General features: G+C 60.4%; 13 protein-coding genes. 2 read left to right on the top strand and 11 right to left on the bottom strand.

Annotated features, from left to right (window positions below; genetic code table 11):
* Positions 1 to 58 precede the first annotated feature (58 nt).
* Both rpmG and rpmB read right to left on the bottom strand, forming a co-directional pair.
* Positions 59 to 214 carry a 50S ribosomal protein L33 gene (rpmG, locus tag IEX57_RS08810; protein WP_184099169.1) on the bottom strand — a complete coding sequence of 52 codons (156 nt, stop codon included), beginning with the start codon at positions 212 to 214 and terminating at the stop codon, positions 59 to 61.
* 14 nt (positions 215 to 228) lie between these two features.
* A complete protein-coding gene (rpmB, locus tag IEX57_RS08805) occupies positions 229 to 462 on the bottom strand; it encodes a 50S ribosomal protein L28 (RefSeq protein WP_184099167.1) in 234 nt (77 codons plus the stop codon).
* Positions 463 to 775: 313 nt separating this feature from the next.
* Between rpmB and IEX57_RS08800 the strand changes: the two genes are divergently transcribed.
* A complete protein-coding gene (locus IEX57_RS08800; protein ID WP_188703901.1) occupies positions 776 to 1,081 on the top strand; it encodes a helix-hairpin-helix domain-containing protein in 306 nt (101 codons plus the stop codon).
* 1,161 nt (positions 1,082 to 2,242) lie between these two features.
* Here IEX57_RS08800 and IEX57_RS08795 read toward each other — a convergent pair.
* From IEX57_RS08795 to IEX57_RS08755, 9 genes are all read right to left on the bottom strand, one after another.
* Positions 2,243 to 4,600, bottom strand: a complete 2,358-nt coding sequence (locus IEX57_RS08795; protein ID WP_188703900.1) for a DNA translocase FtsK — start codon at positions 4,598 to 4,600, stop codon at positions 2,243 to 2,245.
* A 165-nt stretch (positions 4,601 to 4,765) separates the two neighbouring features.
* Positions 4,766 to 5,503 carry a flagellar motor protein gene (locus tag IEX57_RS08790; protein ID WP_188703899.1) on the bottom strand — a complete coding sequence of 246 codons (738 nt, stop codon included), beginning with the start codon at positions 5,501 to 5,503 and terminating at the stop codon, positions 4,766 to 4,768.
* A gap of 95 nt (positions 5,504 to 5,598) precedes the next feature.
* Positions 5,599 to 6,345 carry an RNA polymerase sigma factor FliA gene (locus tag IEX57_RS08785; protein ID WP_188703898.1) on the bottom strand — a complete coding sequence of 249 codons (747 nt, stop codon included), beginning with the start codon at positions 6,343 to 6,345 and terminating at the stop codon, positions 5,599 to 5,601.
* Positions 6,346 to 6,502: 157 nt separating this feature from the next.
* A complete protein-coding gene (gene rsgA / locus IEX57_RS08780) occupies positions 6,503 to 7,381 on the bottom strand; it encodes a ribosome small subunit-dependent GTPase A (RefSeq protein ID WP_188703897.1) in 879 nt (292 codons plus the stop codon).
* A gap of 5 nt (positions 7,382 to 7,386) precedes the next feature.
* Entirely contained in the window at positions 7,387 to 8,634 is a 1,248-nt protein-coding gene (locus IEX57_RS08775; protein ID WP_188703896.1) for a M48 family metallopeptidase, read from the bottom strand.
* 97 nt (positions 8,635 to 8,731) lie between these two features.
* Positions 8,732 to 10,186 carry a c-type cytochrome gene (locus IEX57_RS08770; RefSeq protein WP_188703895.1) on the bottom strand — a complete coding sequence of 485 codons (1,455 nt, stop codon included), beginning with the start codon at positions 10,184 to 10,186 and terminating at the stop codon, positions 8,732 to 8,734.
* A 10-nt stretch (positions 10,187 to 10,196) separates the two neighbouring features.
* Positions 10,197 to 11,819, bottom strand: a complete 1,623-nt coding sequence (locus tag IEX57_RS08765) for a GMC family oxidoreductase (protein WP_188703894.1) — start codon at positions 11,817 to 11,819, stop codon at positions 10,197 to 10,199.
* Between the two features lie 14 nt (positions 11,820 to 11,833).
* The gene (locus tag IEX57_RS08760; RefSeq protein WP_188703893.1) at positions 11,834 to 12,367 is read right to left on the bottom strand and encodes a sugar dehydrogenase complex small subunit; all 534 of its coding nucleotides are present in this window, start codon (positions 12,365 to 12,367) and stop codon (positions 11,834 to 11,836) included.
* A 137-nt stretch (positions 12,368 to 12,504) separates the two neighbouring features.
* Positions 12,505 to 12,879, bottom strand: a complete 375-nt coding sequence (locus IEX57_RS08755) for a DoxX family protein (RefSeq protein WP_229708927.1) — start codon at positions 12,877 to 12,879, stop codon at positions 12,505 to 12,507.
* Positions 12,880 to 13,074: 195 nt separating this feature from the next.
* Between IEX57_RS08755 and orn the strand changes: the two genes are divergently transcribed.
* Positions 13,075 to 13,644, top strand: a complete 570-nt coding sequence (gene orn / locus IEX57_RS08750; RefSeq protein ID WP_188703891.1) for an oligoribonuclease — start codon at positions 13,075 to 13,077, stop codon at positions 13,642 to 13,644.
* Positions 13,645 to 13,781: the final 137 nt, after the last annotated feature.

The following is a 13,781-nucleotide window of genomic DNA, read 5'->3' as shown; positions in this document are numbered from 1 at the left end:
TTCCGGCACGGGACCAGGGAATCCGTTTGCCGTTGGAAAAGCCAACGACGAAGCTGAATTACTTCAGCTTGATTTCCTTGTAAATCACGTGCTTGCGAACAACCGGATCGTACTTCTTGATCTCGAGTTTTTCGGGAGTGGTGCGCTTGTTCTTGGTCGTGGTGTAGAAGTGACCGGTACCGGCGCTGGATTCGAGCTTGATTTTTTCACGCATGATCGTTTACCTGGTTACAGTTCGCCGCGGGCGCGCAGGTCAGCCAGGACGGCGTCGATGCCGTTCTTGTCGATGGTGCGCAGGGCAGCATTGGATACGCGCAGGCGCACCCAACGGTTTTCGCTTTCAACCCAGAAACGGCGAGATTGCAGGTTCGGGAGGAAACGACGCTTGGTTTTGTTGTTGGCGTGGGAAACATTGTTCCCGGTCATCGGACGCTTGCCGGTGACTTTGCAGACACGTGCCATGGTTAGGATTCCCTGACTTCTGGAAAAAACACGATTTATATCACGACTTGGTCTATTTGTTCAAGCCAAATCAGCGGGCGACATATTCTACACGCGACAGGGCTGTGCTGTGTAAACAAGCAGTTAAGTCTTGTCGGTCCCAGGCCAGAAGCGTTGCGGCTTTGGCCTGCGGCGCCCGGTTTCGTGATGTCGGACGCGTATGCTAAAGCGCAAAGGCGTATTTGGGAATAGTTGTGATGGGATGTGTGGTGGGCTGGTTAAATTTTTGTGACGAAATGACAAGCCTGTCCGTCTTTGATTCCGGAGTTGTTGTATGCATCCAGCCAGGGTAAAGCGTGAACGCGTGGTGCTGTTGACTGACCTGCCCAATATCGGGCCGGCCATGGCGGCGGATCTGCAGTTGCTGGGGATAAGCCGGCCTGAGCAGTTGTCTGGCCGTGATCCTTATGTGTTGTATGAGGCGCTTTGTGCCAGGACGGGGGAGCGGCATGATCCTTGTGTGATTGATGTGTTTATTTCGGCTGTGCGGTTTATGGAGGGCGGGGAGGCGCGGGTGTGGTGGGATTTTACTGCTGAACGGAAGGGGGCTTTGTTGGTGCCTGACGACACGGTGGTTTGATTGCCAGAGGGAAGTGGGAGGGTGGATTTGGAGGGGTGGCGATAATCCAACTTGGCTGGCTGTGGAAGCTTAACCTCTTGTTAGCGCCTGACGGCGCGGTGTTTTGATACCGGCGGTGGCCGGAGCACGTTACTTTTCTTTGCTTCGCCAAAGAAAAGTAACCAAAAGAAAGGCGACCCCTGCGACGGCGCCCCTTCGGGGTTCCCTGCGCTTCTCGCAAGGCGCGGCTGGCTGCGGGAACTCGCTTCGCTCAAACACCCCTCCGCCGAAACCCCGCGCCTTGCTGCGATGCTCGGCGCAGTCAAGGGGGCTCAACGTCAAAGGCAACGGCAACTTCGAAAATCAACGGCAAGTTCAAGAGCAACTTCAACAGCAACTTCAAAAGCAACTTCAAAAGCAACTTCAAAAGCAACTTCAAAAGCAACCCGACCCTGCAAACCGTCCGTTCGCAAGAATGGTGGGTTTAGCCCACCACCTCGTCATTCCTGCGAAGGCAGGAATCCAGGCCGCAGCCCAACGGGCTGCTTTCGGTGGTCTATCACGGCCGTCTTGTGGTGGTTCCGTGGTGCTTGCATGCATTGCAGCTGGATTCCGGCCAAGGGGGCCGCCGAGGTCCGGAATGACGAGTCAATGGGGTGCGGGTTGGATTTGCCGCTGCCACTGCCATGGGCAGGTATTGCTGTGGTTTGGGTTTTGCCGTTGTTGTTGCCGTTGTTGTTGCTGTTGTCGTTGTAGTTGCTTTTGACTTTCCTCCCCCATTAAAGCCAAGCGCCGATGGAGCGGAGGGAGACCTTAGGCTCCCGACCGACTGAGGGAAGCCCGGAGGGCCGCCAGGCTGGGGTCGCCTTTCTTTGCCTACTTTCTTTGGCGAAGCAAAGAAAGTAGGGTGGGCCCGGCACCCCGGGTATCAAATGCTTTTAAACCCGCGCCGAAGGCGCTAACAAAATGTCCAGGTTTTCAAGGCTCCGGCCCCCAAAGGCCACCTTCGGCGGCCAGACTGGATTCCTGCCTCCGCAGGAATGACGAAGCGGAGTGCAGCCTCTCAGCAAACCAGGCCCACCCCCGCGCCACCGCGCAAAAATAGTTTGCTGCCCACACCCCCCAAAAACAAAAAAGCGCCGGATTCCCCAGCGCTTCTCCGTGCTCCGAAAAGCAAAAACCTCATTCCCCCGCAGCCGGCGCCAGCACCGTCCGGTTGCCATTACTCTCCATGGCACTCACCAGCCCCGCATTCTCCATCTGCTCAATCAACCGGGCCGCCCGGTTGTAACCAATGCGCAGTTGTCGCTGCACAGACGAGATCGAAGCGCGGCGGCTTTTCAGGACAAACGATACCGCTTCGTCATACAGCGGGTCGCTTTCCTCGCCACCGGCCTCGGCCCACGGGGCGCCGCTGCTGCCGGCGGCGGCTTCGGCATCAAGGCCGCCGTTGAGGATGCCTTCGACGTAGTCCGGTTCGCCGGTGGTCTTGAGGTATTCGACCACGCGGTGGACTTCGTCATCGGCCACAAAGGCGCCGTGCACGCGTTGCGGGTAGCCGGTGCCGGGCGGCAGGAACAGCATGTCGCCCTGGCCCAGCAGGGCTTCGGCGCCCATCTGGTCCAGGATGGTCCGGCTGTCGATCTTGGACGAGACCTGGAACGCCACGCGCGTCGGGATGTTGGCCTTGATCAGGCCGGTGATCACGTCCACGCTGGGGCGCTGGGTAGCCAGGATCAAATGGATGCCGGCGGCGCGGGCTTTCTGGGCCAGGCGGGCGATCAGTTCTTCGATCTTCTTGCCCGCCACCATCATCAGGTCGGCAAATTCATCGACCACCACCACCACGAACGGCAGGTGCGTGAGCGGTTCGGGGTTGTCCGGGGTCAGGCTGAACGGGTTGCTGAGCGGCTTGCCGGCTTTCTCGGCTTCTTTCACTTTCTGGTTGAAGCCGGCCAGGTTACGCACGCCCATGGCGCTCATCAGGCGGTAGCGTTTTTCCATCTCCGCTACACACCAGTTGAGCGCGTTGGCGGCCAGTTTCATGTCGGTGACCACCGGGGCCAGCAGGTGCGGAATGCCGTCGTAGACGGAGAGTTCCAGCATCTTGGGGTCGACCATGATGAAGCGCACTTCGTCCGGCGTGGCCTTGTACAGCAAGGACAGGATCATGGCGTTCACGCCGACCGACTTGCCCGAACCCGTGGTGCCGGCCACCAGCATGTGCGGCGCTTTGGCGAGATCCGTGACGATGGGCTTGCCGGTGATGTCCTTGCCCAGTGCCATGGTCAGTCTGGAGCTTTGGGTATGGAATGCCTCGGAACTGAGGATCTCGCTCAGCCGGATCATCTGCCGCGTCGGGTTGGGTAGTTCCAGACCCATGCAGGTCTTGCCGGGAATGGTTTCCACCACGCGGATCGACACCAGACCCAGCGCGCGCGCCAGGTCTTTCATCAGGTTCACGATCTGCGAGCCCTTCACGCCGGTGGCTGGGTCGATCTCGTAACGGGTGATGACGGGGCCAGGGTAGGCGGCAATCACTTTGACTTCGACATTAAAGTCCGCCAGCTTGCGTTCGATCAGGCGGCTGGTGAATTCCAGTGTTTCGTGGCTGATGGTTTCCTGCGCGGCCACGGGCGGCGTCAGCAGGTTGAGCGCGGGCAGGGCGGCCTCGCCTGGCGGCAGGTCAGCAAATTCGAACAGCGAGGGCTGCACGGCTTTTTTCTGTTCTTGCGCGGCTTTCTTTTCCTCAGCCTTTGCTACGGCCTTGGCGACCGGGATTTCCATGACGGGTTCAGAAATCACCAGCGGCGGCGCTTCGTCTTTCTTTTTCTTCTCTACGCTGACGCGTTCTTCACGCGCAACAGAGGCTTGCCGGCCAATGCGGCGGTCTTGCGCGGCCTGCCAGGTATCGATGACCTTGAGGACGACCCATTCCACAATCGCCCCGATGCGTTCCATCAGGTCCAGCCAGGACAAGCCGGTAAACAGCGATACGCCCACGGCCCACAGTGCGGCGAGCGCGACGGTGGCACCGGTAAAACCCAGCACGTGATACAGCCAGCCGCCCAGCGCCAGGCCCAGCACGCCGCCGGGGGAGAGGGGCAGATTGAAGTGAATGGAGTGCAGCCGCAGCGCTTCCATGCTGCAGCTGGATAACAGGATGGCAAGGAAACCCACACAGGCCAGAAACACCACCGGGCGGGAGGATTCGCTCACCCGGTCCAGCCGGCGATAGCCCCACCAGATGGCCGCAAACAAAAATGCCACCCACCACCAGGCAGAAAAACCGAAGACCGAGAGCAGGATGTCAGACAGATATGCGCCAAACAGGCCGCCACGGTTGTGGACATCGGCGCGGGTGGCGCTGTGCGACCAGCCTGGGTCTGCCGCATGCCAGGTGGCCAGTGCCAGCACCAGATAAAGTACTGCCGCCACCAGCAGCAACCACCAGGATTCGCGCAGGACGTTGGCCAGTTGCGGAGGCAAGGCAGAGCGCGACGAGGCGTTAGAGACATTTTTCTTGCGAAAGAAAGCCATGTGACCAGGAGCTGGGGCCGGAATGTTTGGACTTGGGGATTATAACGACAAGCGGGCTGTGGCAGGCGTCGCCGGCCGCAAATCGTCGATATTGTGCCGGGCCACCGGTCAGGTGGCAGGCGGGTGTCGCACGGTTAAGACACCTGCCGCGTGGCGGCCCTGTTGTTACAGGTAGGCCGCCAGCTTGCTTTCCATCATGCGCGGGTTTTCACCGTTGGCAATGGTGATCAGGCCCTCGGTCAGCATTTCACGGCGGCGTACTTCGGTGCCGATATGAAACTTGAGCTTGTTGGCGATCGGCAGAAAGATCAGGTTGGCAGAGCCGACACCGTAAATAGTGGCCACAAACGCCACCGCGATACCGGCCCCCAGGCGCGAAGGGTCAGAGAGGTTTTCCATGACGTGGATCAACCCCAACACGGCGCCCAGAATGCCGATGGTGGGCGCATAACCGCCAGCGGCCTCCCAGATTTTGGCCGCTGCGCGCGCGTGCAATTCCCAGGCGTCGATATCCAGTTCCATGGCGTGGCGGATGGTTTCGGGCTCAGCGCCATCCACCAGCATTTGCAGGCCCCGTTTGACGAAGGGGTCTTTCTCGCTCATGGCGAACTGCTCCAGCCCCAGCAGGCCGGCGCGGCGGGCTTGCTGGCTCCAGGTGGTCAGCGTATTGAGAATGCGGCGGAAGTCGTGAGCGGGCGGCACAAACACCCATTTGACCATGCGCATGCCGGCGACAAAATCCACCACCCGGCTTTGCAGCATGACAGCGCCGGCGGTACCGCCGATCACGATCAGAAAAGCGGTGAATTGCAGCAAGGAGCCGATGTGGCCGCCTTCCAGCCACTGGCCAAGGGTAATGGCGATGAGGCCCAGCAAGAGGCCGATGACACTGATTTTATCCATGCGCCGGGAGGGTCATTGTTGTTCAGGTTATTTCGGCGGCAGCCGCGTTTTCTTTAATTCTTCAAGCAATTATTTGCAAGGTATTGCTGGCCCGTTCAGCGATGCAGCCAGTCTTTCAGCTGCGCCCGCAACCGGCCGATGGCCTGGCTGTGCAATTGCGATACGCGTGATTCAGTGACGCCCAGTACGGCGCCGATCTCTTTCAGGTTCAGCTCTTCATCGTAGTACAGCGCCATGACCAACTGTTCGCGTTCGGGCAATTTGTTGATGCCCTCGATCAACATGCTTCTGAAGCCGGCATCGGCAATCTGGTTGAACGGGTTGGCGGTGTGGTCTGCGGCAACCTGATCCAGATAGTTGTTGTGCTCGTCTTCGTCTTCAAAATCTTCGTAGTACACCAGTTGATGGCCACGGGCATCGGCCAGCATGCGCTGGTATTCGTCCAGCGGCAGCCCCATGGAACGGGCGATTTCGCTTTCTGACGGCGCGCGCCCCAACTGGTGTTCCAGCGTGGACAGCGCGTTTTCGATTTCGCGCATGTTGCGGCGGGTCTGGCGCGATGCCCAGTCGGCATTGCGCAACTCGTCCAGCATGGCACCACGAATCCGTTGCGAGGCAAAGGTCTCAAACTGCACGCCGGTGGAGGGATCAAAATTGCGTGCGGCCTCCATCAAGCCCATCAGGCCCACCTGGATCAGGTCTTCAACGTCCACACTGGCCGGCAGGCGCGACACCATGTGGTAAGCGATACGCTTGACCAGTGGCGCATGCCTGGTAACCCGATCGTCGTCTCCGGCGTTCTGGGTTTGTTTGTAAAGGTGCAAAGCGCGTTGTGCGGGCATTGGCAAGGCTGCGGATTACGGCAATATCAATATAACAAATCAGGTGCGGCCTGCGACGCCTGATACATGGTCGGGCCGCCCTTCGGGGCGCTGTTGCTACTTGATTGTCATATCAATCACGCGTGCTCGGCAACCCGCTTGTCAGCGTTTGGGCGTTTTACCAGGCGTTACCTTGAGCCAGCTCATCTTGCAGGCGCTGCAGCAAGGCCAGCCGGCTTGGGGCAATGGCGCCGTCGGCAACGGCCTGGCGCATGGCGCAGTCCGGCTCCTGGCGATGGCGGCAATTATGGAAACGGCACTGCCCCACAAACGGGCTCAGGTCCGGCATCAGGCCGGGCAGGGCTTCTTCCTTGATATGCGCCAGACCAAACGACTGCACCCCGGGGGAGTCAATCAGATCAGCGTGTTCATCAAGGTGATACAGCGTGGCGTGCGTGGTGGTGTGCTTGCCGCTATCGAGCGCGGTGGAGATATCGTTCACGCGTGCGCCGGCTTCGGGGATCAGCGCATTCAGCAGCGTTGATTTACCCATGCCGGACTGGCCGACCAGCACCGAGATATGGCCCTGCAGCCGCTCACGCAGCGGGCTGACGTCTTCCCGGGCAGACAGGGCCAGCAGCGGGTAGCCCAGTTTTTCGTAATAGGTGAGTGCCTCACGCGCGGCGGCCGCTTCAGGCAAGTCGCACTTGTTCAGCAAGATCAACGGCTTGATGTCTTGCGACTCTGCCGCAATCAGGGTGCGGCCGATCAGCTCATCCAGATAACTGGGCACTGGCGCGACCACGATCACAATCTGTGTGACGTTGGCGGCAATCAGCTTGGAGCGCCACTGGTCAGAGCGGTACAGCAACGATTGGCGCGGCTGCACTTTTTCAATGACGGCTTGTTCAGCATTCAGAATCTGGATATCCACCAGATCGCCGCAGGCAAAATCAGACTTCTTGCCGCGGGCGCTGGCAGACAGGCGCTGGCCGTCTGCGGTTTCGACGATGTAGACACGGCCATGGCTGGCGACAATGCGGGCGCTGTCAGTCATGCGCATCACGCCAGCCGTTTGAGCGCGGCAACACGCAGGCTGGCCGGCGGGTGGCTGTCGTAGTACACGCTATGCAGCGGGTCTGGCGTCAGGGTCGAAGCGTTATCGCGGTACAGCTTGACCAGGGCGTTGATCAGATCGCTGGCCGAGGCTTGTTCGGCGGCGTAGGCATCCGCTTCAAACTCGTGCTTGCGCGACAGCCACGAACCCAGCGGCGCAAACAGGAAGGTGAACACCGGCAACACCATGAAGAACAGCATCAGCGCTGTGGCCGTGGTCTGGGTCTGTACGCCCAGGCCCTGATAGAACCACGACACCTGCATCAACTGGCCCAGCAACCACAACAAGCCCAGCATCAACACAAAGGTAAAGCCGATGCGTTTGATGATGTGGCGGCGTTTGAAATGGCCCAGTTCGTGTGCCAGTACGGCTTCGATCTCGTCGCCATCCAGTTGTTTGAGCAGCGTGTCAAAAAACACGATGCGCTTGGATTTGCCCAGACCGGTGAAATACGCGTTGCCATGGCTGGAACGTTTGGAGCCATCCATCATGAAAATGCCACTGGCTACAAAGCCGCAGCGGGTGAGCAGCGCTTCGATGCGCAGGCGCAGGCTTTCATCGGGCAGCGGTTCAAATTTGTTGAACAAGGGCGCGATCCAGGTCGGGAACACCCACATCACAAACAGGCTGAACGCCATCCAGGTGATCCACACCCACAGCCACCAGTGCGCGCCCATTTGCTGCATCAGCCACAGGACAAAGGTCACCAGCGGCAAACCCAGCACGGCCGCAATGCCGGCGGTTTTAAGCAGATCGCCCCAGAAAATGCCCGGCGTGCTCTGGTTGAAACCGTACTTGGCCTCAATGCCAAAGGTGCTGTGCCAGGAGAACGGCAGGCTCAGCACGGTCTGGACAATCGCGACGAAGGCGATCATGGCCACGCCCGCGGCAATGCCCTGACCAAACCAGTGCTGTGCCGCCTGGGTTAACCATTCAATGCCACCGCCCAGGGTGAACGCCGCCAGCACCATGGCTTCGAACACGGTATGCACCATGCCGAAACGGGTTTTTTCAACGGTGTAATCTGCAGCGCGCTGGTGCGAGGTCAGCACAATGCTGCCGGCAAACGCGTCTGGCACGGCGTTGCGGTGCCGGCGGACATGATTGATCTGGCGCGCGGCCAGCCACAGTTGCAGCAGCACGCTGGCGGCCAGGGCAAACACGAAAAGGGCAGAAAACTGGGTGGATGTCATTCGGTCCAAAAATCACTGATGCGCCGCCTGGCGCGGGTTTGCAGGGCAAAAGGGTAGATGGCCAGTATGCCACATTTTGCCTGCATACCGCGCAGCCTCAAGGCGTTTTGGGCGTTGGCGAGGGCCGCACCACATGGCGTAATTTGCGCTGCCGCACGCTGCGCCAGCTACCCAGAATCAGCAGCAGGGCAAAGACCACCAGCACAATCGGCAGAACACGCGGCACCTTGGCCAGCAGCGGCGCTTCACCGCCTTTTCGCGAGGTGGCGACGTCCTCCGCCGTCACCTGCACGTTCTGGTTACCGAACTGCTTGAGCGTGTAATTGGCCAGCGCGGCGATGTCGGCATCAGACAGCGGGTTGACCATGCTGTCCGGGCCAAAGCCGGGCATGAAGGCGTGGCGTCCGTCCGGCAAGGGCCGATTCACGCCGTTGAGGATCACGGCGATCAGGTTGCTTGGGTTGGCATGGCCCAGCGCCGTATTGTTGGTCAGCGAGGGATAGGCGGTATCCGTGGTGCCCATGCCGCTGGGTTGATGGCAACTGGCGCAGTTGGCGCTGAAGAGTTCGGCCGCGCTGGTGGCATGGCTGTTTTGCGTCACGCCTGCAGTGCCCCGCAAGGTGGCGTCGTCATGGGCCGGTTCGCCCCAGGCATACGCGGGCCTGGTGTCCGCGGTATTGCGGATGGGGGCAATGGTCTTGAGGTAGGTGGCCATGGCTTGCAGGTCGGCATCGGTCAGGTGGCTCAGGCTGTCCGAGACCGCTTCTGCCATCGGCCCGGCGGCGGCCGCCTTGCCCGGAACATGGCCGGTTTTAAGGTATTGCACCAGTTCATCCTGAGTCCAGCCGCCGACGCCGCTGACCGGGTCGGAGGTGATATTGGGTGCATACCAGGCGCCCAGCTGGCCGCCGGCAAACGGCGCATCGGTACGTTCGGCCATCATCATGTTGCGTGGCGTATGGCAGGCGCTGCAGTGTTCCAGCGCCTCGACCAGATAGCGGCCGCGATTGTACTGGTCGCTCTTGTCCGCTTCTGGCTGGAACACCCGCGGGTCCAGGAACAGGCTGTTCCAGACCGCCATGGACAAGCGGATATTGAACGGAAACGGCAACCGCGTGCGATGAGGCTGGGTATCGACCGGTGCTACGCCGTGCATCAGGTAGGCGTACAGCGCCTCGACATCTTCGGGCTGCAATTTGGCATAGGCGGTATACGGCATGGCCGGATACAAATGCGCGCCATCTTTGCGAATACCGCGGCGCAGGGCGTTGTCGAAGTCCTGCAGCGTGTAATTGCCAATGCCGGCGGTGGCCGAAGGCGTGATGTTGGAGGAATAGATCGTGCCCAGCGGCGAGGCAATACCGTAGCCGCCGGCAAACGGTTTTCCGCCGCGCGGCACCGTGTGGCAGGCAATGCAATCGGCCGCGCGGGCCAGATATTCGCCGCGCTTGATCTGTTCAGAACTGATACCGGCCGCCTGTGCCAGTGCACTGGTCAACAGCAGGCCACACAGTGTGATCCGGCGCAGGGGGGCGATCAGACAAAGCGTCATGGCGGCCCCCTTAGCTGGCACCGTGCCCAAGCTGGCGCTTGAGCGTATCGGCAATGCGCAAGGACAGCGCCGCGATGGTCAGCGTGCAATTCACGCTGCCGGCAGACGCCATCACCCCGCTGGTGGCCAGATACAGGTTGGCATGATCATGCGCGCGGCAGTCGGTATCCACCACCGAGTCTTTCGGGTTGCTACCCATGATGACCGAGCCCATCAGGTGATTGTTGGGCGCGAATTCGTCATCAAACGTGACTTCGGTCCCGCCAAACAGCTGCGCGATCTTTGCGTAGGACTCATGCGTGTGTTCCGCACTGCGCTTGGTGTAGTCGCCAATCTTGTAGGTGATTTCCATGCGCGGCAGGCCCAGCGCGTCTTTCTGGTCTGACAAGACAAGGCGGTTGTCCGGATCAGGCAAGATGTCGTGAAAACTGTTGATGTTGACCGTGTGCGACGCCCGGTAGCGGATTTCCTCCTCCAGCTTTTTGCCGACCAGCCCCATGGAGAGCGCCTTGAGTGTGGCCTTGCGGGTTTGCGACTGGTTGTTCAGGTGCAGCTTCTTGCTGGCCCAGTCGCGGCGGAAATCACCATCACGATGATCGACAATCGAGGTCAGCTCCATCGGCCCGCGCCCCGGCCACAGCGGTTCATTGGCCAGAAAGGTCACGCCGGTGCCAGGGTGATCCATCAGATTGCGGCCGACCTGATCGGAACTGTTGGCCAGACCGTTGGCGAATTTGTCGGTGTGCGACATCAGCAGAATCTTGGAGGACTCCAGCGCATTGGCCGCCAGCACAAAGTATTTGCCGGTCACGCGGTGGCTGTTGCCCTCCGGGTCTTTGTAGAGCGCGGCGATGATGTTGTCGTGGGCGTCGATTTCCAGCCGGTACACCACCGCGTTGGTCAGCAAGCGGGTGCCGGCACGCTCGGCCTTGAGCACGTGGACAATCCCGCTGTACATGGCCGCGATCGGGCAGATAGGCATGCAGTTGTTGTTGCCGCAGCAGGTGGGGCGCTCGTCATACGGGCGGCTGTTGCGTGCAACGGGTTCAGACACCAGCCTGAACCCGTTGGCGTTCAGGACATCGGAAAAACGCTGGTCGTTCCAGGACAGCGGCAGGTGATCCATGGGGTAGTTCTGCTTGCGCGGCGAGCCCAGATCCGTGCCGTCGTTAGGTCCGGACACGCCCAGTTCCAGCTCGGCCTTGTAATACCAGGGCTCCAGATCGTCGTAACTGATCCCCCAGTCCCGCCCGACGCCGTAGACCTGTTTCATGTGAAAGTCGTTGGGCAGAAAGCGCCAACAGGACGCCGCCCAATGCCAGGTGGTGCCGCCGACCACGCGCAGATATTGCGAGGCATAGGCCTTGGCGTCCGGCCCTTTCAGGATCAGGTAGTCGTTATCGGGTTTGTATTCCGGATGTGGTGCATGTTTAGAGGCCGGGTAAGGCTGCTGGTTATCGTCCTTGCTGGCGCCATTGCGGTAGTTTTCGACAATGCGCCAGCGTTCCAGCCGTGGTCCGGCTTCCAGCATCAGCACTGTGGCGCCGGCACTGGCAAGGTCATGCGCCACCAGCGCGCCGGCCACGCCGGAACCAATCACGATGACATCTGCGGAATGATCATTTGCAGGCATAAACGGATTCCAGATCAGGCCAGAGGCGGCTTGGCCGACCAGTACAGCGGCGCGGCCTGACAATAAGACGGGGGCATGGTGGCATCCTTGGTGAGATCAAACATCAAGGCATCCGCATAGGTAATGACCAGCGCTTGCGGGCCTTCGCCCACCACGCCGGAATACCACGCTGCAATGATCGTGCGGGCGGTTTTGGCCAGTTCTGGCTTGTTGGCATCCAGCGCCGCCAGCAATTCCTCGGCGCTGGTCAGACTGTTGGTCTGCGCTTCACCGGCGATCTCCTGAATCTGGCTATCCAGCTGGCCATTGCTGACGCCCAGTGCCGAATAAAACCGGTGAGCGATGGTGGCATCCAGTTGTGGCCGGCCGGTGAGCAGTTGCGACAACTGCAAAAACGCCGCGTCACGGGCCGGCGTATCGGCCAGCACCGTCTGCACCAGCCGCCCCGATAGCGCCAGCGAACCCAGCAACAGGCCAGACGCGATCAGCACGCGGCGGCGGCCTGCGCTGGCGGGTTGATCTGGCAAGATTGCGTGTGGATCACTCATGGCTGGGCGCTCCAGGCGGCCGGATGGGAAGAATGCAGGCGCAGCACTGCCTATTGAGTTTCGGCAGGCAAACCGCGCCCGGCAAGGTCAACTGTGCGCCAAATCGTGCAGGAATCGTCTGACGCCCGTCTCGGGGGCTAGTCTGGCCGGATCGCAATACGGCCGCTGCCGGCACCCGCCAGCGCCAGGTAACCCCCGGTGATGGCGATGTTTTTCCAGAAATGAATGAACTGGTTGCCGTGCTGGGCGGCGTCCGCGACATCCCAGAAGTTGTGAAAGAACAGCGCCGTGGCCACGGTATAGATGGCAAACACCCAGGCCAGCAAGCGCGTCTGCCAGCCCAGGATCAGCAAGATTGCCAGCGGCAATTCAACCAGGATGGCAATCACAATGCCCACTTGTGGCAAGGGCAGATTGTGCGACGCCGCGTATTGCACCGCGCCGTCAAACGCCGTCACTTTGGACAAACCGCTCAGCAGATAAAGCAGGGCCAGCAGGATACGCGCAGCCAAAAGGCTGATATCCCGATTCGGTAAAGGGGCAGGCATGATGGGCTCCCGGTAAGGGCGGGCCTTGTCCGCATCAGATCGGGCTGTCCCGCCATTTCTTTCTTGCCGAGCGCCATGCCAATGTCAAGCCAGCCGCGGTGCAGTCAGGGGATGCGCTATAATCTGCGCATTCTGAATCAGGCAAGCAAGGAAAGCGCAATGGCACAAGACCAGAACAATCTGCTCTGGCTGGACATGGAAATGACCGGTCTGGACCCGGATAACGACCGCATCATTGAACTTGCCATCGTCGTTACCGACAGCCAGTTGAACATCATTGCCGAAAGCCCGTCCTGGGCCGTGCATCAGCCCGACAGCGTGCTGGACGCCATGGACGACTGGAACAAAGGCACGCATGGCCGTTCCGGCCTGATCGACCGCATCAAGGCCTCGACCCTGAGCGTGGCCGATGTCGAACGCGAAGCACTGGCCTTCGTGCAAGAGTACGTCCCGCAGCGCACCTCGCCCATGTGCGGCAACTCCATCTGCCAGGACCGCCGCTTCATGGCCCGCGGCATGCCGCAACTGGAAGAATGGTTCCACTACCGCAACCTGGACGTCTCTACGCTCAAGGAACTGTGCAAACGCTGGCAACCCGAGATCGCCCGCCAGTTCAAGAAACAAGGCAAGCACACCGCTCTGGCCGACATTCACGAGTCGATTGAAGAACTCAAGTTCTACCGCGAACACTTCTTGCGCGTGCCCGCCACGCCGCTGATTGTGGATTGATGGTGTGAACTGACTGGCCCGCGAATGCGGGCCTGTGTTTTTGGTAGATCGGGATGTGCGACTGGCGTTGAAGCTGCTGTTGGGGTTGAAGTTGTTTTTGAAGTGAGTCCCCTTCGGCAGTGCTGTTGGGCGCTAAC

It is taken from the genome of Silvimonas iriomotensis, from assembly GCF_014645535.1.
Lineage (GTDB): Bacteria > Pseudomonadota > Gammaproteobacteria > Burkholderiales > Chitinibacteraceae > Silvimonas > Silvimonas iriomotensis.
This window is presented reverse-complemented; position numbering and strand designations above follow the sequence as displayed.